Annotated in this window: 18 protein-coding genes; 3 read left to right on the top strand and 15 right to left on the bottom strand. The window is 60.7% G+C overall.

Translation table 11 applies throughout. The annotated features are described in order from the left end of the window. Positions 1-33 precede the first annotated feature (33 nt). Entirely contained in the window at positions 34-1605 is a 1572-nt protein-coding gene (locus tag KGB18_RS04435) for a glycosyltransferase family 39 protein (RefSeq protein ID WP_201062739.1), read from the bottom strand. A 246-nt stretch (positions 1606-1851) separates the two neighbouring features. On the opposite strand from KGB18_RS04435, the gene KGB18_RS04430 reads away from it, so the two are divergent. Next, positions 1852-2439 (top strand): phage tail protein, encoded by a 588-nt coding sequence (locus KGB18_RS04430; protein WP_052967251.1) that lies wholly within the window; start codon positions 1852-1854, stop codon positions 2437-2439. Positions 2440-2494: 55 nt separating this feature from the next. Further along, entirely contained in the window at positions 2495-2806 is a 312-nt protein-coding gene (locus KGB18_RS04425) for a DUF6916 family protein (protein ID WP_038978407.1), read from the top strand. A gap of 25 nt (positions 2807-2831) precedes the next feature. Here KGB18_RS04425 and KGB18_RS04420 read toward each other — a convergent pair whose 3' ends face one another. Genes KGB18_RS04420 through KGB18_RS04405 form a run of 4 tightly spaced genes read right to left on the bottom strand, consistent with a single transcriptional unit; the run spans position 2832 to position 7551 of the window. After that, positions 2832-3329: a GNAT family N-acetyltransferase gene (locus tag KGB18_RS04420; protein WP_050682093.1), complete on the bottom strand. Its 498-nt coding sequence runs from the start codon at positions 3327-3329 to the stop codon at positions 2832-2834. 26 nt (positions 3330-3355) lie between these two features. After that, positions 3356-5452, bottom strand: a complete 2097-nt coding sequence (locus KGB18_RS04415; RefSeq protein WP_223569450.1) for a biotin/lipoyl-binding protein — start codon at positions 5450-5452, stop codon at positions 3356-3358. Next, positions 5453-6772 carry an efflux RND transporter periplasmic adaptor subunit gene (locus tag KGB18_RS04410; protein WP_223569449.1) on the bottom strand — a complete coding sequence of 440 codons (1320 nt, stop codon included), beginning with the start codon at positions 6770-6772 and terminating at the stop codon, positions 5453-5455. It lies immediately after the preceding gene. Beyond that, positions 6769-7551, bottom strand: a complete 783-nt coding sequence (locus KGB18_RS04405; RefSeq protein ID WP_123719038.1) for an efflux RND transporter periplasmic adaptor subunit — start codon at positions 7549-7551, stop codon at positions 6769-6771. Before KGB18_RS04405 ends, KGB18_RS04410 begins: the two co-directional genes overlap by 4 nt. Positions 7552-8047: 496 nt before the next feature. Here KGB18_RS04405 and KGB18_RS04400 point away from each other — a divergent pair, with 496 nt between their 5' ends. Continuing rightward, a complete protein-coding gene (locus KGB18_RS04400; protein ID WP_123719037.1) occupies positions 8048-8737 on the top strand; it encodes an NYN domain-containing protein in 690 nt (229 codons plus the stop codon). Here the strand turns inward: KGB18_RS04400 and KGB18_RS04395 are convergent. From KGB18_RS04395 to KGB18_RS04350, 10 genes are all read right to left on the bottom strand, one after another. After that, entirely contained in the window at positions 8718-10295 is a 1578-nt protein-coding gene (locus KGB18_RS04395; RefSeq protein WP_223569448.1) for an efflux transporter outer membrane subunit, read from the bottom strand. The two genes, KGB18_RS04400 and KGB18_RS04395, sit on opposite strands and share 20 nt — an antisense overlap. Further along, on the bottom strand, positions 10292-11356 hold the full coding sequence (locus KGB18_RS04390; RefSeq protein ID WP_223569447.1) for an HlyD family secretion protein: 1065 nt from the start codon (positions 11354-11356) through the stop codon (positions 10292-10294). The genes KGB18_RS04395 and KGB18_RS04390 overlap by 4 nt, the downstream gene beginning before the upstream one ends. A 26-nt stretch (positions 11357-11382) precedes the next feature. Further along, positions 11383-12921 carry an MFS transporter gene (locus tag KGB18_RS04385; RefSeq protein ID WP_223569446.1) on the bottom strand — a complete coding sequence of 513 codons (1539 nt, stop codon included), beginning with the start codon at positions 12919-12921 and terminating at the stop codon, positions 11383-11385. A gap of 198 nt (positions 12922-13119) precedes the next feature. Beyond that, a complete protein-coding gene (locus KGB18_RS04380) occupies positions 13120-14040 on the bottom strand; it encodes a LysR family transcriptional regulator (RefSeq protein ID WP_050682100.1) in 921 nt (306 codons plus the stop codon). A gap of 202 nt (positions 14041-14242) precedes the next feature. Beyond that, positions 14243-15109: an ABC transporter permease gene (locus KGB18_RS04375; RefSeq protein WP_123719033.1), complete on the bottom strand. Its 867-nt coding sequence runs from the start codon at positions 15107-15109 to the stop codon at positions 14243-14245. Positions 15110-15128: 19 nt separating this feature from the next. Continuing rightward, on the bottom strand, positions 15129-15989 hold the full coding sequence (locus tag KGB18_RS04370) for an ABC transporter ATP-binding protein (protein ID WP_123719032.1): 861 nt from the start codon (positions 15987-15989) through the stop codon (positions 15129-15131). A 5-nt stretch (positions 15990-15994) separates the two neighbouring features. Further along, complete coding sequence (locus tag KGB18_RS04365; protein ID WP_223569445.1) at positions 15995-17020, bottom strand: ABC transporter substrate-binding protein; 1026 nt, start codon at positions 17018-17020, stop codon at positions 15995-15997. A gap of 15 nt (positions 17021-17035) precedes the next feature. Beyond that, on the bottom strand, positions 17036-17947 hold the full coding sequence (locus KGB18_RS04360; RefSeq protein WP_223569444.1) for a TauD/TfdA dioxygenase family protein: 912 nt from the start codon (positions 17945-17947) through the stop codon (positions 17036-17038). Positions 17948-18138: 191 nt separating this feature from the next. Then, positions 18139-19506 carry an HlyD family type I secretion periplasmic adaptor subunit gene (locus KGB18_RS04355; protein ID WP_052967242.1) on the bottom strand — a complete coding sequence of 456 codons (1368 nt, stop codon included), beginning with the start codon at positions 19504-19506 and terminating at the stop codon, positions 18139-18141. Then, positions 19496-21652: a type I secretion system permease/ATPase gene (locus tag KGB18_RS04350; protein ID WP_123719029.1), complete on the bottom strand. Its 2157-nt coding sequence runs from the start codon at positions 21650-21652 to the stop codon at positions 19496-19498. Before KGB18_RS04350 ends, KGB18_RS04355 begins: the two co-directional genes overlap by 11 nt. Positions 21653-21658: the final 6 nt, after the last annotated feature.

The following is a 21658-nucleotide window of genomic DNA, read 5'->3' as shown; positions in this document are numbered from 1 at the left end:
AAGATGAATCGATTAAGCCTTGAAAACACGGGCTTACTTCAGCACATACAAGCGTGCCTCGGCGCCTCCCGCGTGGGTTTTGCTGACGCTTTGCCAACCCGCGGGCAAGGGCGCGAACTCGTCCGGTCCATCGACGCTACCGACCAGCCACACGCGACCAGTGCCTTTGGGCAAGCCGCCGAGGCTATCCAGATAGACGTCCTCGGCCACCAACGTGCCGAAACCATAAGCGTTCGGCCGGCTCGACCTGCCATCGGCCAACGGCGGCGTGTACAGCAATGGTTTGGCGTCAGTGCGGTTGTAATAGACATAACTCAAGTACCAGAGCATGTCGCTGGTGACGATTCGGTCGCCGGGGGTGAAGTGCTGGTTCACGTAGTTGACCATGACGCTGATCTGATCGTCGGTATCCACCGTGGCATTGTTCTTCAGGCCCACTAGTTCGATGCCGATAAATAGCATCAGCACCGCCAGCGCCAATACCTTGGAGCCCGCGTACAAGCGATCGATGGCCAGCGCCACCAGCATCGGCAAGCCCAGGGCATAAGCGGTCAGGTAACGCTCGATAAACACCGGCGATATGAACGACACCACAAACACCAGCAACACTGGGAGAACGGTGTAGATCACCGCCAGTGCACTGCCCCGGAAAACACTGCGATCCCGCGCCAGCGCCACGCCCGCCAGGGTCAGCAGCGCCACTGGCAGCGCGATAAAAACCAGCGTGGGCAGGTTCTCGCCATCGTCCTGAATCAGGAACGACCAAATCATCGAAGGCAATGAGCCGAGCGTGACGGGCGCCTCCCACCCCACATCGCCATTAGCCTTGAGCTGATCCATGTGCTGCACAAGATCGAGCAGATTGGGCACCCACGGCAGGTACAACACCACAATCGCCACATTGGCCAGCCACCACCCAGAGCGCTGAATGTGCCGCAATCGATACCCTGATTGCACGCGGATCAGTCCCAGATACAGCCAGTGACACAGCACGCACAGCGCCGTGAAGTAATGGGTGTAGAACGCCGCACTCATCAGCAAGGTGTAAATCACCAGATAGCGCGTGCGTTGCGGCCGCCTGATCCAATACATCAAGGCGATCGTGGCACCGATCAGCCACAGCCCCAGCAGCGAATACATCCGCACTTCCTGGCTGTAACGCACCGCCGTGGGTAGCAGCGCCAGCAGAACCCCGGCCAGCAATGCGGCGCGGCGGGTGGCGAGCAAGTCCACCAGCCAGACGCCGAGTCCCACCGTGGCAATCCCCGGCAACGCACTCAGGCTGCGAATCGAAAAAATGCCGTCGCCGAACAGGCCGATCCAGCCGTGCAGCAGCATGAAATACAGGGGTGGATGCACATCATGAGCCGCATGTTCCCAGATCCCGGCCAAGGAATACTGGCTCAGCAACAGGCTGGCCCCTTCGTCGCCCCAGATCGCCGCCGCCGTCAGGTCGTAAAAACGCACCAGCGTGGCCAATACCAGGATCGGCAACAGCCAGTGCTCCCGCGCCCATTGCAGCAAGCGACGGACAGCCGCCCACAACCCCGGCATCGCATGCGGGTCCTGGGTATCGCCCAGCGGTGTTTCTCTGCGCGCCTCCATTACCTCCCCTTGCAACGGCCATGTGAAAACCGAAGCTTCACGAGCACTGTAGGACAGGCGCGAGCCCGACGTCGATGCTGGCCTTGCGACGGACGACGTCCGGCAATCATTCCGATCAGCGTCTACGCTTTGGCGTGGCGTGACCCAGCCACGGAGATGAAAGGAGTCGGCTGATCAGCGCGAACTGCCCGGATAACCGGGCCTGCAACGTGACGTATCAGACACTAACCTGAGGGATGAGGAACCATGGAAGTATTCATCGGCACTATCCAGCCTTTCGCCTTTAACTTCGCGCCCAACGGCTGGGCCCTATGCAACGGCCAGACGCTGGCGATCTCACAATACAACACGGTTTTCGCACTGCTGGGAGTCAACTTCGGAGGCAATGGCACCACCAGTTTCATGCTGCCCAACCTGCAAGGTCGCATGCCGGTCGCCATGGGCAACGGCTTGGGCCTGACCCCGCGCGTCATCGGCGAAGTCTCCGGGACCGAGAACGTCACCGCGACTATCACCAACCTGCCCAACCACACCCACGCCATGGCCGGGCTCACGGCCACCACCACCCTGCAACTGGCCAGCCCGGCGAGCAACCCGGTCACCAACCCGACCGCCACCAACGCCTACATCGGCGCCTCGGGAGGCGGGCCGGGCTCGGCGAGTATTTACTCCGATCAGCAAGGGGCTGCGGCCGTGCCGCTCAAGGGCGTAGCCACCACGGTAGCGGGAGAAATCTCGTCTGCCGGCAACGGCTTGCCCATGGCGGTGATGAACCCGTTCCTGGTGCTCAACTTCAGCATCGCCCTGAACGGTCTTTTCCCTTCGCGTAACTGAGGGTCTGGCCGGGGGATGCAAATCACCCGGCCACTTTTGCTGATGGAGTGATGCCATGCTGCAACAGGTTCAAAGCCAACACTTTCAGGCACTGCTGGGCAAGACGGGGACGTTGCGGCTGCCCGATGGCAGTGAATTGCCGATCCATATCGACACCCTTGCAGAAACGCCCCGCTCACAAATGCCAAACAGCGAACGCATGCCGTTCAGCGTCGAATTCAACAGCCTGCAACCCACCGATTTTGTCGATGGCTTGTGTGCGCTGGAGTTGCCGGAGCTGGGTCAGGTAGAAGATATCTTTGTCTCCCGAGTGCCGGCGATGGGGCGTGATCCGCAACTGGGGTACTTTTACATCGCCTTCAACTGAGAACTTTGTGGAAGCGGCGGTGTGTTCAACCCTGTGGGTACCACACCAACCGCTCTGCCGCCGGGTTGCGCTCTTCAACCTGAAACCCCAGCGCCAGGTAATGCTGGCGCGCATGGGGGTTGTTGGCCCAGACCACCGTCGCTACCGGGCAGCGGATTTGTTGTGCGGCTTTTTGCACGCCTTGCAGCACCGTCCGACCGTAACCCTTGCCTCGGGCCTGTGGGATAAAAGCCAGGTACAGCACGCGAATTTCATTGGGGCCGAAGTCGGTGGTCAACGCGCCAATGGCCGTATCGAGTTTCTCGATCACGTAATGCATGGCATTGGGGAAGTTCTCCCCCAGCCCTTGTTCCTGCACTTTGAATTGCTGGGCAACCACCTGCTCGACCACCTCTTGCTCACCGTCGATCCATTGCAGATCCGGCCGCGCCGCTTGGTAAAGGCTGTGCAGAAAAGGTCCATCGCTGGTCCGCGAAGGCCTGACCACCAAACCGTCCGCTGCCACTGAATCGGTTTTCGCCATCGCTGTTCTCCCTTAGCTATTCACCCTTAGAAGCCGCTTTCCCTGACCCCCAAAGCCGCCAAGCGTCGCCAGGCAACGCCCAGCAACGACTCGCCGCTGCCCTGCAACACCACAATGCCGCGCAAGGGTTGCACCGGTGTCGGCGTATTTTCGAGGATGCTCAACCGCGCGCCGTACTGCGCCTGTACTGGCTCGGCGCGCTGATGTTGATCCCGGCGCACGGCGATCGGCCCGTGATGATCAGAGGTCAGCGCTTCCTGATCGACATAAGCCACGCCATTGGTATCGATTTCACTCAATTGCACCTTGATCGCCGGGTGCATCGGGTCATCGGCGATGAACCGTCCGCTGGCACCCGGGGCGACACGCCAGAGTTCGGCTTCAGCCAGATAACCGCGCAACCGCGCGCCGTCTTCGACCACCCGCGCCAAAGGATCTTTGGTCGAAAGCCAGCGACCGACCGTCAACTGGGGCAGCAGGTCGCGCACCTTGCCGCCGTGGGGGGCGCGCAGCAGCAGACGTTCACGCTGGGCGGCCAGGCCCCGATATTCGGCCACCGCTTCCGCCAGGCGCTGTTCGACGATACCGGCATCGGCCGCGGTTTCGCTGCGGCCGGCCTGACGGCGCATCTGCAATTGCTGGATCTGGATCTCGCGACGGACGATGGCCTGGCGTGAGTCCAGATCCGGTGATTCCAGCTCGATCAACACATCACCCTGAGCGACGATCTGGCCATCATGCACATTCACCGTCTTGACCCGCGCCGCCACTGGCGCGTGCAGGGCACTGGCGCGTCCGGCCTCAAGCATCGTCGGCAACTCCACCGCGCTGCGCCATGGCAGCGCCAGCAGCAGCAACAACCCAAGCAACGCCAGACCGCTGAGCAGTACCCGAGGCGCATGCGCCTGTTCGCGACGGCTCCACCATTGCCGCCACTCGTTCAGGATCGGCAGAAAGATGAACCACACCAGCTCCACCAGCATCAGGAAGATCCCCAACACTTTGAAGAACAGGTGATAGACCGCCAGCGCAATCCCGAAAAACAGCGCCGCGCGCCACAACCAAGCGCCATACCCCCAGATCAACAAACGCCGCTGCATCTTCGGCGACCAAGGCTCCGGCGCCGGGGCTGCGTAGCCGAACAAAAATTCGCGCAGCCGCCAGCGACACAAGGCAAAGGCCCGCCCTTGAAGGTTGTCCACTTCCCAGAAATCACTGAGCAAGAAGTAGCCATCGAAACGCATGAAAGGATTGAGGTTGATCACCAGCGTGGTGATCCAGGTCGCACTGGCGAGCATGAACGCCGCCGTGCGCCCGGGGCCGTCAGGCAGCAGCGACCAGGCGAGCAGCGCGATACACGCCAACACCAGTTCCGCCAGCACCCCGCCGGCACCGATCAGCAACCGCGCACGGCGGTCATTGACGCGCCAGGCGTCGCTGACGTCCGTGTAAAACATCGGCAGCAGCACCATAAACGCCACGCCCATGCTCTGCACCCGACAACCGGCGCGCTTGGCCATGAAGGCGTGGCCGAACTCGTGGCAAAGCTTGGCGAAAAACAGCGCCACAGCGAACGCCAGTGCACCGCCGAGGCTGAACAGGTGCGGAAAGGTGGCGATAAACCGCTGCCAGTCCCGCGACACCAGAAATACCCCAAGCCCCAGTGTCGCGGGCAATCCGTAGCGCAATGCGCGCGGGCCGAAACGCTCCAGCCACGGCCAGGCGCGATTGAGAAAGGCGTCCGGGCGCCACAGCGGAATCCGGAAAAACAGGTATTGATGCAGCAGGATTTGCCACAGGCTCTGGCGCTGAGCCGCGGCCTTCAGGCTGTAACTGGCGCGCTGCGACGGGTCGAGGGCGCTGATCAGGTCGTGGCCGCGCAAAAACTCCAGCAATTGCTCAAGCGCCGCACCATCCAGCGGCAGCCCCGGTTCGCGGTTGGCGGCACGCAGCACTTGCTCCGGATCGCCCAGGGACCAATGGCGCAGCAGGCGCATCGCCGCCGCTCCGAGTTTGAAATACCGCCCACGCACCGGGTCGGCCAAAGTCCAGCGCGGCGACCCGTCGAGGGCCGGGGCCGCCGTCGACAACTGCAGGTCTGCCCGCAGGCTCGGCAGGCTCATCTACAGGCCCACGCTCTGACGCAACCCGGCCAACGGTCGACGCAACAGGTACAACGCCAGCGGCGCACGGTCGCCGAAGACTTTCGCGGTGCCGCGCAGGCCGATACGTGGCGGCGCAGCGTCGAACGTTGCATCCAGTCGATAAGCCAGTTGCCCGGCAGCAGTGGGCTGCGCTTCGTAGGCCGAACGTTCGAGTTTCGCCAAATGCCGCTGCAGCGGATCGCTGTCGAGAAACAGTGCGACCTGCGCACCCGGTTCCAGGGCAATCGCATCGCCCACGGCCAATTCGATGCGCAACTCGGCCTGGTTCGGGTCGGCGATTTCCATCAGCCGCTCGCCGGTTTGCACGGGTTTGCCGGTCCAGCGCTCGGCGTCGGCGAACACCGCGATGCCGTCCCGCTCGGCGCGTACCTCGCTGCGTTTGAGCAATTCACGGGCGTAATCCCGTTCGGCGCGCTTTTGCTCGACGCGGGCCGCCAGCAGATCGATCTTCGAACTGGATTCGGCATCGGCGAAGGAGCGTTGAGAATTGGCCTTGAGTTCCGCTTCGGCAACGCCCAGGGCGCGCTCGGCCACATCGGCCTGAGCCTTAAGCGTGGTGCTTTCGAAGCGCAGCAGCAGGTCGCCGGTTTTCACCGTCTGGTTGGGTTTGACCAGAAACTCGGCGATCACCCCGTCCAGCGGCGCCGCGACCACCCGACCGCCCAACGGGACGACTTCGGCCGGGGCCAGCACCGATTGGCGCACCGGGATCAGCAACCCGAGCAATAACACGGCAACCAGCGCCACCTGACGCTTGCGCGTCCAGCGCAGTCGCCAGGGTTTGCGCGGTTGCTGCGCCAGCCAGGCATGGCTGTAGGTGTCGCCCAGTTGCGACAGCAGCACTTGTTCGGAAGGGTTCCACAGCACATCCCGCGCCAGCCACAGACCGCCGAACACCTCGCCCTGATGATCGATCAGCGGCAGCCAGAACACCTGAGCGGCTGACAGACTTTGCCAATCGGCCAGAATCGATTCACTGAGAAGATCGGGTGTGATCACCCGCGCCTGTTTCAGCACCTCAAGCTTGAACAGCTGCGCGACTGCTTGCTCGACAAACGCCACGAACGGCGCATTCGGTTCCACGGCACTGACACCGGTGACCGCCTGCACCTTGCCGGCGATCAACAGCGCGGCATGGCGGAAACCGAACAGCGCCTGACCGTCATTCACCAGGCTGTAAGCCAGTTGCGAAGGCGTGCGCGCGGCGCGGGTCTGGCGTTCGAGGTCGAGAAACCTTGCGAACACCTGCTCGGCGCCGCCGGTCACCGGGGCGTTCATTTGAACTCCGCGAAATGCGCCGTTCCGCTCATGCCGGCCAACAGACCGTTGGCGTTGGGCAGCGCCGCTACCAGCAGCAAAGTCTGGCTGCCTTCATCGATCCGCGCACCGAGGCGTTTGACCGTCGCATCCAGCGGTTGACCGGTTTCATCGGGGACAAAACTGAACGTCTGGCCGGGCTTGAGCTTGCCCATCCAGCGCGACGGCACCAAGAGGTGAATTTCCAGAGTGCGGTTGTCGACCACGTCCAGCAACGGCGCACCGGCAGCAACGCTTTCGTAGCGCTTGACCTTGCGCTCGACGACCTGACCATCGAACGGCGCCACCACATTGCAGCGTTTGACCTGAACCTGATAGACCTGAGACTGCGCCTGAATCTCGCTGACCTTGGCCTCGGCCCGCGCCACTTCAAAGCGCCCGACCGAATTCAACGCCGCCAGTTGTTTGTTGTGCGCCAGCTCTTCACCGGCACCACGGCTGGCGGCCTGAGCCGCGTTGAGCTGAGCCTGATAAGCCGAACAGTCAAACCGCGCCAGGGTGTCGCCCTTTTTGAACGACTCGCCCTCACTGAACGGCAACTCGACAATCCGCCCCGACAACTCGCTGGCCAGCACCGCCTGATCCCGGGCTCGCAGCACACCACGGGCTTCACTGCTGGCCGACGCATTACCGCCGAGCGCGCTGCTTTCCAGCAACGGATCGTCTGGTGCAGGCGTTTGCGCCTGTACTACGCACGTTACAAAGGTCAATCCAATAACCAAAATACGAACACGCCGCATAACCGTAACTCCCTGACGGATTAGCGGAGTCTATGACAGCGGGGGTGAGCGTCAAGCGGATGGCCATCATTGGTTGGAAATGTAATGTTTCAAAAAGGACGAAATTTTCGGTGTGGTCGTTTGATTCCTAAGGGTAATGAGCATTGGTATTAAATCCCACACGAAATCAGGAACGACCATTCGATCAAAAACGAAATCGGCAATAGACACTTCATCCCCTACAAACACAACGGCACATCTACCCTTTCCGCCGTAACAATCATTAATAGATGGGTCCAGGAATGGCTTGACTATCAACCAGGCAAATCTACAAAACTGGCTTGCCGGTGCTGGACATGTCCATCCGAATGACGCCTTGGTCAGCCAACGGTTGACGTCATCGCTAACTCGATCTAGGATCGCCCTACTGAACCCCGTACGCAGAGATTAAATTCACTGGCAGTTGGGGTGAAGAAACCGGCCTAGGCCGGTTTTTTCGTTTCTGAGGATTGAGTTTGTGCGTACCGCTTTCTTTGTTGATGGCTACAACGTGTTCTATGGATTGCTCGCGGGTACTCCATACAAATGGCTCAATCTCAAAGGCTTGCTGGGCCATGTCGCCTACATCGAGAACCCACAAAGTTCACTCATCTCGGTTGATTACTTCACCTCTTCTGTCAAACCAGAACTTGCCACTCGCGGTAGAGTGTCCAAAGAAGCCCAAGACACCTACGTCCGTGCTTTAAAAACGACCAATATTACCGTTCACTATGGTCGCCATAAACTTGAGCCAGCTAAAGCGCCTCGCTTCATTGACAGAAAGACCGCTGCCTCTCGCCAAGACAAGATCGACATCTGGAAGCTTGAAGAGAAAGAAACGGATGTCCACATCGCAATAAGCATGTATCGCACTGCAGCAAGACAGGCCAAGCTCCATTTCCATGAGCAAATCGAACAGCTAGTCCTGGTATCCAGCGACACCGACATGACTCCAGCCCTGAGAGCAATTCGAGAAGATTTCCCTGACATAAGAGTTGGAGTCATTCTTCCTCATAGAGCCGAGCTAAACCGTCCGTCACCAGGCTCTTTAAAGGAGCACTCACACTGGATGCGACGTGTCGTAACCTCAGAAGAACTTCAGACGCACCAGTTTCCAGTTCGCGTGCCTACTCATAAGGCACCCGCGATCAAACCGGATTATTGGTAACTGCACCTCCCACCGGATACACCGACTCCCATCCCCCACCCAACGCCTTGTACAAACCAACCATCGCCAACGACACCCCGGTCGAACTCTCGACCCACTGCTGTTGGGTCGCCAGCAATTCGCTCTGCACGGTGAGGACGTTGACGAAATCCACCACCCCTTCGACGTACTGCTGTTGCGCGGTGCGCAGGGCGATCTGGTTCTGGCGCACAGCTTCGGCGAGGCTGTCGCGGCGCAGTTGGCTGGCGTTGTAGGCGGTGAGTTGATCGTCGATTTCATGCCAGGCCCGCAGCACGGTTTGCTGGTAGGCCAGCGCTGCTTCCTGTTGCTGGGCTTCGCGCAGGTACAACATGCCGCGCAGGCGACCGCCGTCGAACAGCGGCAGGCTGAACTGCGGACCGATGCCGAACGAGCGCGAGCTCCAGGAACCGAAGTCGCTCAACTGCATGGCTTGCGAACCGATATTGCCCGACAGGGTGATCCGTGGATAAAAGTCGCCCTTGGCCACGCCGATGCTGGCGGTCGCGGCATGCAGACGGGCTTCGGCCTGACGAATGTCGGGGCGGCGCTCGGCCAATTGCGACGGCAAGCCGATGGCGACCTGACGCGGGGTTTGCGGCACCGGGGCGTCTGTGGATAACTCAGCGGACAGCGCTTGCGGCGGTTCGCCCATCAACAGGCTCAGGGCGTTGATCAGTTGCGACTGACGCTGCTCAAGCGCCGGCAAACGTGACTCGATGGCCGCGACTTGCGCAGCGGCTTCGGCAACGTCCAGATCCGTCGCCACACCGTCGGCCAGGCGCAATTGCGAGAGTTTCAAACTATGCCGGGCAACGTCGAGGTTCTGCTCGGTGACGGCCCGCGTGCTTTGCACACCGCGCAGTTGAATGTAGTCCTGAGCGGTTTCGGCGAGCACCGACAGCAGCACGCCACGACGATCGTTTTCCGCCACTTCCAGCGTGGCATCGGCGGCTTCGGTTTCGCGGCGCACACGGCCCCAGAAATCCAGCTCCCAAGAGGCGGAAAAGCCTGCGTCCCACAGGTTGAACGCCAAGTCGCCGTTGTTGCCCGACGGATCGTTCAGGCCTTCACCACTGTTGCGTTTGCGCCCATAGCTGCCGCTGGCGGCGGTATTGGGATAGCGGTTGGCGGTGATCACCTGGCGCGCGGCGCGGCTTTGCTGCAAGCGGCTGCTGGCGAGTTTGAGGTCGAGGTTGTCGGTCAGGGCACGTTGGGTCAGGGCAGAGAGTTTCGGGTCGTGGAATACCTCCCACCAGCGTTCGTCCATTTCAGCGGGAACGACCTGACTGGCGGCGGCTTTAGTTGGTTTGGACCATTCGGCCACTTGTTGCGGCTGAGGTTTCTGGAAGTCCGGGCCGACAGTGCAGGCACTCAATGAAAGCAGACTCAACACAAAAACCACTGAATGAATACTGACTCTGTGGCGAGGGGGCTTGCCCCCGTTGGGCCGCGCAGCGGACCCAAAATTTGCGAGCGCTGCGCACTCGAACGGGGGCAAGCCCCCTCGCCACAGGGATGTGCGATTAACAAAGTTCATCGTTGCGCAACCTCATGCTCGCTGGCGCTTGCAGTATCAATCCTCGCCTCCACCGACATCCCCACCCGCAACCGATCGGCCAATGCCTGACCCGGTTCCAGAACGATTTTCACCGGAATCCGTTGCACAACCTTGGTGAAGTTGCCCGTGGCGTTGTCCGGTTTGACCGAGGCGAAGGTCACACCAGTGGCGGGTGCGATGCTCTCGACGCGACCGCGCAGGGCTTCGCCGCCGAGGCTGTCGACGTGTACTTGCACGCTCTGCCCCGGCTGTACGTCAGTCAGTTGGGTTTCCTGAAAATTGGCGACCACATAGGCCCGCTCCAACGGCACCACGGCCAGAATCTTGCTGCCCGGTGTGACATAAGCGCCGACCCGCACCGCGCGCTCGCCGACCATCCCGTCCTGGGGCGCAACGATGCGCGTATAGGACAGCTCATAGCTGGCCATTTCCAGCGCCGCTTGTGCTCGTTTCAACCCTCCTTCGGCCGCATCACGCTGGGCGGTCAGAATCTCAACCTGCTTGCGTTCCGCCGCCAGCACCGCCGTGGCATTGGCCAAGCGAGCGGAGGCCTGATCGATGCGCGTCCGCGCTTGCTGAGCATTCTGCACCGTGCCGGCACCCACCCCGGCGAGGTGGTTGTAGCGGTTCAGTTCATGCTCGGCGAAAGCCATTTCAGCCTTTGCCGAAACCACCGTGGCCTGGGCCTGAGCGATCACCGATGTCTGGCGCTCCAGGGTGGCCCGAGCATTCTGCAACTGCGCCCTGGCCACCAGGGTTTCAGCGTCGGCAGCCTCAGCGGCGGCGCGCAGATCGCGATCGTCGATCAACGCCAGTAACTGCCCGGCCTTGACCAGCTGGTTGTCTTCCACCAGCACGTCCTTGATGAACCCCGCCACGCGCGGCGCCACCCGTGTGAAGTCCGCTGCGACGAAAGCATCGTTGGTGCTCTGCTGTGTGCGCTTGCCGAACAAGCCCGGCGCCAGCAGGTAAACCAACACGCCGACTGCCATTACTGCGGCAACGCCGACAGCAACTTTTTGCTTTGATTGAGTCGTCATAAAAACCTTCTGTTTCAGTGAAGCATTCAAGTCGGCGCGCGCGGTGGATAGATCCGCGTCGGCAGCCAGAAAATCATCAGGATCAGCGCCACGGCGACGCCGGCCATGCACAGATAAAGATCGGAGGAGGTCAGCACTAAGGCCTGTTGATGCAGTCGATGAGCCAGGCCTGCGTTGTCGCTTTGGACCAAGGGCGAATTACCCAGGTTGTCCACCAGCATGGTCGAATGGAAATGCAGCCTTGCGGTGGTCAGTGCTTCGATCACCCCGGTGGCGATCACCGCCGCCAGGCCTTTCACGGTATTGAACCAGGCCGAGGCGTACGGCCCTTCCATCGGAGTGATGCTGCCAGTGGAGAGCATCAACAGCGGCAGCACGGCCATGGGCTGACCGAAAATCTGCAGCCATTGCAGGACATAGAAATCGTCGCGAATCCACGCTGACGTCAGATGCGAACCACCGAGGCAAGACAGCGTCAGCATGCTCAGCCCGATCCCCAGCACCCAGCGACAATCGACCCAACGCAGGTTGCACAGCGCTGCCACCAACGGCAGCGCGATCAACTGAGGCAACGCCGCCAGCAGCATGATCGGCGCGGTCTGCACCGGGCGATAACCCTGGACCTGAGCCAGGTAACTGGAGGGAATGATGACCACCGCGAGCAACACCACCAGCACGCCGGCCAGCGTCAACAGCGCGAACGACAGGTTGCGGATACCGAGCATCTGCAACTTGAAGAACGGAATCGGTTGCGACCACTCATTGATCAGAAACAGCACCAGCAACAGCAGCCCGCCGCCGAGCAGTCCGCAAATCAGGCTCGACTCGAACCAGTCCAGCCGATTGCCCTGCAGAATGCCGATTACCAACATGCAGATCGCCGGAAACCCCAGCAGCAAGCCACGCCAGTTGAATTGTTTGAAGCGCTCCAGCCGCAGCGGATCCTGGGGTAAACCGTAAGCCACCGCTGCCATGGCAATCAGGCACGGCACGACGATTTGCCAGAAGGTCCATTGCCAGCCGACGTACTCGGTCCACAACCCGGCCAGCGGCGTGCCGAGACCGGGGCCGAAGGTCGCCGTCAGGGCATAACCGGCCAGGCCATAGAGTTTCACGTTGGCCGGCAGGAACCTCAGGGCAACGGTCATCAGCATCGGCGGCAGCGCGCCGCCGGCAAGACCTTGCAAGATGCGCATGACCAGCAGGCTTTCGTAATTCGGGGCGAACGGGCACAACACACCCAACAGGGTGAACGCACTGATCGCGTACAGGGTGAAGCGGCGCAACGAGAACGTCACCGAACACCAAGGGGCAAATGCCATGGCAGCCACCGAGGTCGCGGTGTAACTGGCGACCAGCCAGGTGCCTTCGTCGTAACCGATGGCCAACGCGCCGCGGATATCGGCCAGGGCGACCTTGGTTACCATCTCGTTCAAGCCCGACACCAGCACCGCCAGCAACACGCCCACCAGGCCGATGATGATTCGCGGGCCGAAGACCGGAGGCGTGACGGCGGTCGCTGGTTTGGCCGCAGCGAGAGGCGCCGTGACCGTGAGGGAAGTCATGTACTGCAAGCTCCGGAAGGGGAATACCGAAGCATTTTAGGGAGCGTGGAAGCTTACGAAAATTGACTTATTGGCAGCTTATAAGTGCGCCATACGCAATCGTCAGGTCAAAAGATCGCAGCCTTCGGCAGCTCCTACAAAAGCATGGCGAACACACATCCCTGGTAGGAGCTGCCGAAGGCTGCGATCTTTTGATCTTTAAACCGGCTGTGCGGCCAGCCAGGTCTCATCGCAACAGGTCTTGAGCGTTTCACGCATCCAGCGATGCGCCGGATCCTTGTCGAAACGCGGATGCCAGGCCTGGGTCAACATCAGGGTCGGTAACGGAATCGGCAGGGTGAATGAGCGCAGTTTCAAGCCCAGGCGTCGCACGCTCAGCAAAGCTTCCTTGGGCACCGGCAGAATCAAATCGGAATCCGGCAAGGCGAACATCGCCGCATGGAAGCTCGGCGCAATCACCGCCACCCGCCGCTCCAGCCCCAAGGCGTTGAGTGCCGTGTCGATCGGCCCGCGGGCGATTCCCCGGCGCGACATGCTGATATGGGAAAAACCGGCGTAACGTTCGGCGGTGATTTCTTCATCGAACAACGGGTGATCTTCACGCACCAGCCCGACAAAGTGAGTGGAAAACAGGTTCTGCACTTTCACTTCCGGCATCAGTGGCCGGTTGTTGCTGACGCTTAAATCGATGCGTCCTTCACGCAACGCTTCGTCGTCCCCATCGCCCTCGGGGACAAAGCGCAATTCACAATGCGGGGCCTGGCGCTCCATCGTGTCGAATAGCTTGCCGCCGTAGACGCCAACAAAGAAATCATTGGCGCGAATGCTGAACCGCCGGCGCAAACTGCCCAGATCCACATCATCGGCGGAGCGGAACAGCAAAGCGGCCTGCTCCACCAGATCCCGCACCTGCTCGCGCAACTCCAGCGCCTTGGGCGTCGGCACCAGACCACGACCGGCGCGCACCAGAATCGGATCGCCGATGGCCTCGCGAATTCGCGTCAGCGTCCGGCTCATCGCCGCCGGGCTGAGGTTCATCCGCCGCGCAGCGCCCACCACACTGCCCTCGTCGAGCAAGGCGTCGAGGGCGACTAACAGGTTCATGTCCGGGAGTTGCATGCTGAGCACTCATGTCTGATCTGGATTGATTCAGACGCAATGCTAGCAAACATCCTCCTGACTGATGTATTGGCAGGTCTGGCGCCATCGCGGGCAAGCCCACTCCCACAGTGATCTTCAGTGGATGCGGACTATGTGTTCGACACAGAACCCTGTGGGAGCGGGCTTGCCCGCGATGGCGCCAGATCAGACACTGCAAAACTCAGCGCTGCATCCCCCACCGCTTCACCGTCACCCGCTCCAACGTATCAAACACCAGATTCTCCACCAGCAACCCGATCAAGATCACCACCGCCAACCCGGCAAACACCTTGTCGGTATACAGCTCATTGCGATTCTGGAAGATGTACCAACCCAAACCGCCCTTGCCACTGGTAGCGCCAAACACCAGTTCGGCGGCGATCAGCGTCCGCCAGGCGAAGGCCCAGCCGATTTTCAGCCCGGCAAGAATCGACGGCAACGCGGCCGGAATCAGGATGAACAGCACGAAACGCATGCCCTTGAGGCCGTAATTACGCCCGGCCATGCGCAAGGTTTCCGAGACACCAAGAAACCCGGCATAGGTATTCAAGGCCAACGCCCAGAGCACCGAATGCACCAGTACAAAAATCAGGCTGTTCTGCCCCAAGCCAAACCACAGCAGCGCCAGTGGCAATAGGGCAATGGCCGGCAGCGGGTTGAACATTGAGGTCAACGTACTCAGCAGATCACGACCGAACCGGGTCGACACCGCCAGCGTCGTCAGGACAAACGCCAGAACGATGCCAATCAGGTAACCCTTGAGCAAAACAACCAGCGAAATCCACACCTTGCTCAGCAGTTCGCCGCTGAGCAGGCCATCCTGCAGCGCGCTGGCGGTTTGCAAAAAGCTCGGCAGCAGCAGGTCGTTGTTCTGATATCGGGCGACGGCCTCCCAAAGCGCCGCGAGCAAAATCAGGATCAGACTTTTGCGCAGCCAACCCTGCTGCCAGAGGCGCTGGCCGAGCGGCAATTCACGCTCCAGCGGCACACTCGTCAGCGGCTGCAAAACAGTTTCGTACTCTTTACGCGCAGATGATGAATGGCTCATCGGGCAATCCTCCAATGGCTCAATAAGCGATGCGGATGTCGGCGAAGTCCAGTTCACGCTCGGTTTCCGGCGACTGACCTTCATCGAACAACAGCCGATGAATCCGTCGCGCCGATTCCTGGAACGCCACGCCACCCAAACTGTGCAAGTCGTATTGATGGCTGTGGACTTCCGCCCGCACCCGACCCGGATGGGGCGACAGCAGCAAAATCCGGTTGCCCACCACCAACGCCTCTTCGATGGAGTGAGTGACGAACAGCAGCGTGAAACGCACCTCTTCCCAGAGCAGCAGCAACTCTTCCTGCATCTTGCGCCGGGTCAGCGCGTCGAGGGCGGCGAAGGGCTCGTCCATCAACAGGATCTTCGGCTGCATCGCCAAGGCGCGAGCAATGGCCACGCGAGCTTTCATGCCGCCAGACAAGGTATGCGGATAGGCATCGGCAAACGCCGCCAGACCGACCTTGTCCAGATAGTGCAGCACCCGCTCTTCAGCCTCTTTGCGCTTGAGAGTTTTGGAAGCGAGCAGCGGAAACATCACGTTCTGTTTGACGGTTTTCCACGGCGGCAGCTGATCGAACTCCTGGAACACCACGATCCGGTCTGGCCCTGGCGCATCGACCCGCTGACCTTGCAGTCGAATCTCGCCCTCACAGGGCTGGATGAACCCGGAAACGGCCTTAAGCAACGTCGACTTGCCGCAGCCGGAAGGACCGAGCAGCACAAAGCGGTCCGCCGGATCGATCTCGAAACTGACTTGATGGGTCGCTCGAACCACACGCGCCGGCGTGCGGTATTCCAGGCTGACCTGGTCGACCGACAACAGCGCTTGAGCTGTCGTGATCGGTTTGCTGACCGTGTGGCCCTGCAAAGGGGCGTTCATGTCGGTCAGCTCCCTTGCAGCGGTTGGGCGTCCTGGAAGAAGTAATCCTTCCACGAATCCGGTTTGTTTTTGATCGCGCCGACGCGGTAGAGGAACTCCGCCAGCGGGTAGGTATTTTTCGGTGTGATGCTGAATTCGAACTGCGGGTTGTCGATGATTTTCAGCAACGCCGCGCGGTCGATTTTGGCCTTGGTGACACGGATGTAAGTGTCGGCCGCCTTACCTTTATCGTTCTGCGCAAACTCGGCCGCTTCGGTCAGCGCAGCGATAAAGGCTTTGTAGGTTTTCGGGTTCTCGTTGCGGAATTTCTCGGTGGCGAACAGCACGGTCGGCGAGTTCGGGCCGAGCAAATCATAGGTATTCAGCACCACATGTACGTTGGGGTTTTCCAGTGCCTGATCCTGGAACGGCGGGTTGGAGAAGTGCCCGCTCAATTCAGTACCGCCGGCGATCAGTGCCGCGGTGGCATCCGGGTGTGGAACGGCGATGGTGTACTTGTCGACGCGATTGAATTCCTTGTCACCCCATTGCTTGGCCGCCGCGTATTGCAGAAAGCGCGACTGCACCGAAACCCCGACCGCCGGCACCGCAATGCGGTCCTTCTCTGTAAAGTCGGCGATGGTTTTGACCTTCGGATTATTGCTCACCAGGTAGTAAGGGAAGTTGCCCAGGGAAGCCACGGCTTTGACGTTTTGCTTGCCGTGAGTGCGGTCCCAGATGGTCAGCAGCGGGCCGACACCAGCACCGGCAATGTCGATGGAGCCGGAGAGCAACGCATCGTTGACTGCCGAGCCGCCGGAGAGCTGAGTCCAGTCGACCTTGATGTCGATGCCTTCCTGCTTGCCGTACTTCTCGATCAGGCTCTGATCGCGCACCACGTTGAGCAGCAGATAAACGATGCCGAACTGTTCGGCGATACGGATTTCACCTTCGGCGTGAGCCACGGTCGGCGCTACCAGGCTGCCGGCGAGCAGGCTGAAACCCAAGCCGATGGCCGCAGCCAATGGTGCAAATGGAAGACGTTTGGACATGGGAATTCTCCGAAATCAGAAAGGCGCGTCGCCCTGGATGGTGGTGCGATACAACTTGCGGCGCAGATGGCTGGGACATCCGGCGGCGAGGTGAATCAGCGAGCGGTTGTCCCAGAACACCAGGTCGTGGGCCTGCCATTGATGGCGGTAAATGTTTTGCGGCAGCACGCTGTGGGCGTAGAGCTCGTCGAGCAATTGTTTGCTCTCGTCTTCCGGCAAACCGACGATGCGGGTGGTGAAGCCCTCGCTTACGAACAACGCCTTGCGACCGTTTTCCGGATGAGTGCGGACGACGGGGTGAACCACTTCGGCGACCTGAGCGAGTTGCTCCGGCGTCAGGGTCGGACGCCAGTTGCCCTCGAATTTTGTCTCGCTGTAGCGCGCCGTGTAGGAATGCGCGGCCGAGCGACCTTCGACGGCTTTACGCAGCGCCTCGGGCAGGCTGTCCCAGGCTTTGTGCATGTCGGCGAACAGCGTGTCGCCGCCTTCGGACGGCAGCTCCTGGGCATGCAGCATCGAACCCAGGCTCGGCAGTTCTTTATAGGAAAGATCCGAATGCCAGAACTTGCCGGCGTCACCGAGGCCGATGGATTGGCCGTTTTCGATGATGTTGGAAACGATGAGGATTTCCGGATGCCCGGCCAGCAGGAACTGTTTGAGCACGTGGATCTGCAACACGCCGAAACGGCGGCTGAAGGCGATCTGCTGTTCGGGGGTAATGCGCTGGTCGCGGAACACCACCACGTGATGGTCCAGGTGCGCGCGATGGACGCGGGCGAAGTCCTGGTCATTGATCGGGCGGGACAGGTCCAGGCCGATGATTTCGGCACCGACGGCACCGCTGAACGGACGGACTTCGAAGACTTGCGACGCGATGGTGGCGGCGCTGGTTGATGCAGGTTTTGGAGAAAAAGAGACGGCTGACATAAAAATCACTCCCACGCACGGCACGCTCAAGGGCGCGCGTCGATCAGAAACTCACGGAGGTCCCGTGTTGGTTCGTGTCGTGCGGCGCGCCGATTGGTCGGCAGGTACGCAGGGGAGTGACTTTATAGGTATAAGAATTTAAATTTAAATACCGTTAGCGAATAACGATATGGCAGAACAGGTTTAGCGTCCTACCGCTCGTGCAACGCCTCGGCCCGAGCCCGAATAATCGGCTTGAGCAAATAACTGAGCACGGTCTTCTTGCCGGTAATGATATCCACCGACGCCACCATCCCCGGGATGATCAGCAACGGCTTCTCATCCGTCCCCAGGTGGCTGCGGTCAGTACGCAGCTTGATGATGTAGTACGTGGTCTTCTTGTCTTCGTCGGTGATGGTGTCAGCACCAATCTGCTCCAGCTTGGCCTTCAGCCCACCGTAAATGGTGTAGTCGTAAGCTGTGAACTTCACCGTCGCTTCTTGCCCCGGATGCAGGAAGGCGATGTCTTGCGGACGAATTTTGGCTTCCACCAGCAAGGTGTCATCCAGTGGCACGATCTCCACCAGATCGCTGCCCGGCTGGATCACACCGCCGATGGTGTTCACCAGCAACTTGTTGACGATACCCCGCACCGGCGATGTCACCAGCGTCCGGCTAACCCGGTCTTCCAGGGCCTTGCCAGTGGCTTGGGCCTTGTTCAGATCGGTACGCGCTTCGTTGAGTTGGGTCAGGGCTTCGCTGCGGAATTTACCGCGAGTCTCGTCGATCTTGCGCTGCACTTCCTTGATCGCCGATTCGGCGCGAGGGATCGCCAGGGTAGTGGCGTCCAGTTGCCCGCGGGTTTCGACCTCGGCACGTTTGAGTCGCAAAACCTCCACCGGTGACACCGCGCCCTGAGCCACCAACGGCTCGGACATGTTGATTTCCTGGCGCTGCAAGGCCAGACCGCTGCGGTACTGAGCCTGCTTGGAGGTGAACTCGCGCAGCTCTTGTTGACGCTGGATCAACTGCTCCTTCAAGCCACCGATTTCATCGTGCAATTGCTGACGACGGCTGGTGTACAGCGACTCTTCACTGGCTGCCTGGACGGGAACAGCCTTGAGCACGTCGACGGGGAAGTTCAGCGGACGGTCATCGACCTCGGCGCTCAAGCGTTCCACACGCAGCAGCATCGACAGCCGATCGGCCTCGGTTTCACCGACGTTGGAGGCAAACCGCGTGTCGTCCAGACGAATCAACGGCGCGCCGGCCTCGACGATCTGCCCTTCGGTGACGAACAACTCGGAGACGATGCCGCCCTCAAGGTTCTGGATTTTCTGGATCTTCGACGACGGAATCGCCTTGCCGTCGCCCTTGGTGACTTCATCGATCACCGCGAAGTTGGCCCAGAGCATCAGGAACACGAAGAAGCCGATGATCGCCCAGATCGTCAATCGCACCACGCGCGGGGCGTCTTCAATCAGCGCTTTGTTGACCTCGGGAAGAGGCTGGCCTTGCAGCGACGCGGAGCCTTTGAAGTAGCGGCGGATGGAATCTTTGACCCCGGACTTAAGCAACACTGATCTGCCCCTTCTTCAACGCTTCCATCACGGCGGCTTTCGGGCCATCGGCGAGAATCTGCCCACGGTCGATCACCAACAGACGATCTACCAGCGACAACAGCGAAGCCCGGTGCGTCACCAGCACCACGGTCTTGTTTTCAACCACTGCAGCGAGGCGTTGCTTGAGGCGTTCCTCACCGGTGTTGTCCATGGCGCTGGTCGGTTCGTCCAGCAACAGGATCGGCGGGTTGAGCAGCAGCGCTCGGGCCAGGGCGACGTTCTGACGCTGACCGCCGGACAGGTTCTGCCCACGCTCACCGACTTGCAGCTCATAACCTTGCGGGTGCAGACGGGCGAATTCGTGAACGCCGGCCAGTTCCGCGGCTTGCAGCACCAGTTCATCTTCGACATAGCGCGCGCCCGAGACCAGATTGTCGCGCAAGGTACCGGCGAGCAATTGGATGTCCTGGGGCACGTAGCCGATGTTGTGGCGCAATTCGCTGACGTCGATCTGACGGATATCCACACCATCCACCAGCAACGCGCCGTCGTCCGGTTGATAGAGGCCCACCAGCAGTTTGGCCAGGGAGCTTTTGCCAGAACCGCTGCGGCCAATGATGCCGATCTTCTCGCCGGGCTTGATGATCAGGTTGATGTTCTTCAGCGCGGGATTCTGCTGATCCGGGTAAGTGAAGCTCAGCTGGCGGCACTCAATGGCGCCTTGCAGTACTTTGCGGCTCAGAGGGCGCTCGTCGAAATTGCGCTCCTGGGGCAGCTCCATCATCTGATCGACCGAGGTCATGGTCACGCGGGCCTGCTGGTAGCGGGTCAGCAGGCCGGACAACGAAGCCAGTGGGCTGAGGGCACGACCGCTGAGCATGTAGCACGCGATCAAGCCGCCCATGCTCAGGTGGCCGTCGATGATCTGGTACACGCCAAAGACAATCATGATCACCCCGGCCAGTTGCTGAATCAGCAAGGTGATGTTCATCGCCAGACCGGACAGCATTTTCACCCGCAGTTCGAGGCGACTGAGGGTGCCGATGGTCTGTTCCCACTGATACTGGCGTTCGCTTTCGGCGTTATTGACCTTCACCGCATCGAGACCGGCGAGGGTTTCGATCAGGCTCGACTGGCGCTCGGCGCCCAGGGCCATGGTTCGTTCCATGGTCGCCACCAGCGGTTTCTGCAAGGCATAACCGATCAGCAGGGCAATCGGGAACGCCAACACCGGAATCCACACCAGATGCCCGCCCAGAATCGCGATGACCATGAAGATCAGCAGCGTAAACGGCAGGTCGATCAGGCTGGTGAGGGTCAGCGACGCGAGAAAGTCCCGCAGGCTCTGAAACTCATGAATGTTCTGGGCGAAGCTGCCGACCCGGGCCGGGCGGTACTTCATGGCCATGCCAACGATGCGCTCGAACAGCGTCGCGGAGATGATCAAGTCGGTTTTCTTGCCGGCCAGGTCCAGGCACAGGCTACGCAGGCTCTTGAGGATCAGATCGAACAGATAAGCGCCCGTGATGCCGATGGCCAGGACCCACAGGGTCGATTCGGCCTGATTCGGCACCACGCGGTCGTAGACATTCATCACGAACAGCGGCGCGGCCATGGCAATGATGTTGATCAGAAAACTGGCAGCGATGGCGTCGACGTACAGCCAGCGCGAACGCTTGAGGGTGTCGCGAAACCACGAACGCGCGCGCGGGATCAGCGTGCCGTGGTTGACGTCGAATTTGTGTTGGGGTTGGGCGAAGAAGACTTTGCCGCTGTAATCGTCGGCCAGCAGTTCACGGCTGACGCAGACTTCACCACCATCGCTTTCGCTAAGCAGCAGGCGGGCCTGGTCTTCACCGTGCCAGCCGAGCAGCACCGCACTGCGACCTTCCTTGAGCAGCAACAGCGCCGGCATGGCAATCGCCGGAATCTGCTCCAGCTTGCGTTGCAACACCCGCCCTTGCAGCCCGGCGCGAGCAGCCGCACGGGGCAGCAGTTCGACGCTCAGGCGTTGTTTGGGTAACGGCAGGCCGGTGGTCAGCATCGCGGCGCTGGCCGGTTTCTGGTGCAAAGTGCAAAGGGCTAACAGGCCGTCCAGTAACGGATCGTCATGCAGCGCGCGCGGATCATGAATGAGTTGAACTCGACTGACTTCTGATTCCACGCTCGA

The sequence above is a fragment of the Pseudomonas sp. BF-R-26 genome, from assembly GCF_019947395.1.
Taxonomy (GTDB): Bacteria; Pseudomonadota; Gammaproteobacteria; order Pseudomonadales; family Pseudomonadaceae; genus Aquipseudomonas; species Aquipseudomonas farris.
The sequence above is the reverse complement of the archived record's forward strand: the minus strand, read 5'-3'. Positions and strand labels throughout refer to the sequence as shown.

What these genes read in the sequence shown, in the direction of transcription:
- KGB18_RS04385 (WP_223569446.1), bottom strand. Translation starts at nt 12,921, where the DNA reads ATGACTTCCCTCACGGTCACGGCGCCTCTCGCTGCGGCCAAACCAGCG.
- KGB18_RS04370 (WP_123719032.1), bottom strand. Translation starts at nt 15,989, where the DNA reads ATGAACGCCCCTTTGCAGGGCCACACGGTCAGCAAACCGATCACGACA.
- KGB18_RS04360 (WP_223569444.1), bottom strand. Translation starts at nt 17,947, where the DNA reads ATGTCAGCCGTCTCTTTTTCTCCAAAACCTGCATCAACCAGCGCCGCC.
- KGB18_RS04420 (WP_050682093.1), bottom strand. Translation starts at nt 3,329, where the DNA reads ATGGCGAAAACCGATTCAGTGGCAGCGGACGGTTTGGTGGTCAGGCCT.
- KGB18_RS04390 (WP_223569447.1), bottom strand. Translation starts at nt 11,356, where the DNA reads ATGACGACTCAATCAAAGCAAAAAGTTGCTGTCGGCGTTGCCGCAGTA.
- KGB18_RS04410 (WP_223569449.1), bottom strand. Translation starts at nt 6,772, where the DNA reads ATGAACGCCCCGGTGACCGGCGGCGCCGAGCAGGTGTTCGCAAGGTTT.
- KGB18_RS04415 (WP_223569450.1), bottom strand. Translation starts at nt 5,452, where the DNA reads ATGAGCCTGCCGAGCCTGCGGGCAGACCTGCAGTTGTCGACGGCGGCC.
- KGB18_RS04425 (WP_038978407.1), top strand. Translation starts at nt 2,495, where the DNA reads ATGCTGCAACAGGTTCAAAGCCAACACTTTCAGGCACTGCTGGGCAAG.
- KGB18_RS04365 (WP_223569445.1), bottom strand. Translation starts at nt 17,020, where the DNA reads ATGTCCAAACGTCTTCCATTTGCACCATTGGCTGCGGCCATCGGCTTG.
- KGB18_RS04375 (WP_123719033.1), bottom strand. Translation starts at nt 15,109, where the DNA reads ATGAGCCATTCATCATCTGCGCGTAAAGAGTACGAAACTGTTTTGCAG.
- KGB18_RS04435 (WP_201062739.1), bottom strand. Translation starts at nt 1,605, where the DNA reads ATGGAGGCGCGCAGAGAAACACCGCTGGGCGATACCCAGGACCCGCAT.
- KGB18_RS04395 (WP_223569448.1), bottom strand. Translation starts at nt 10,295, where the DNA reads ATGAACTTTGTTAATCGCACATCCCTGTGGCGAGGGGGCTTGCCCCCG.
- KGB18_RS04430 (WP_052967251.1), top strand. Translation starts at nt 1,852, where the DNA reads ATGGAAGTATTCATCGGCACTATCCAGCCTTTCGCCTTTAACTTCGCG.
- KGB18_RS04405 (WP_123719038.1), bottom strand. Translation starts at nt 7,551, where the DNA reads ATGCGGCGTGTTCGTATTTTGGTTATTGGATTGACCTTTGTAACGTGC.
- KGB18_RS04380 (WP_050682100.1), bottom strand. Translation starts at nt 14,040, where the DNA reads ATGCAACTCCCGGACATGAACCTGTTAGTCGCCCTCGACGCCTTGCTC.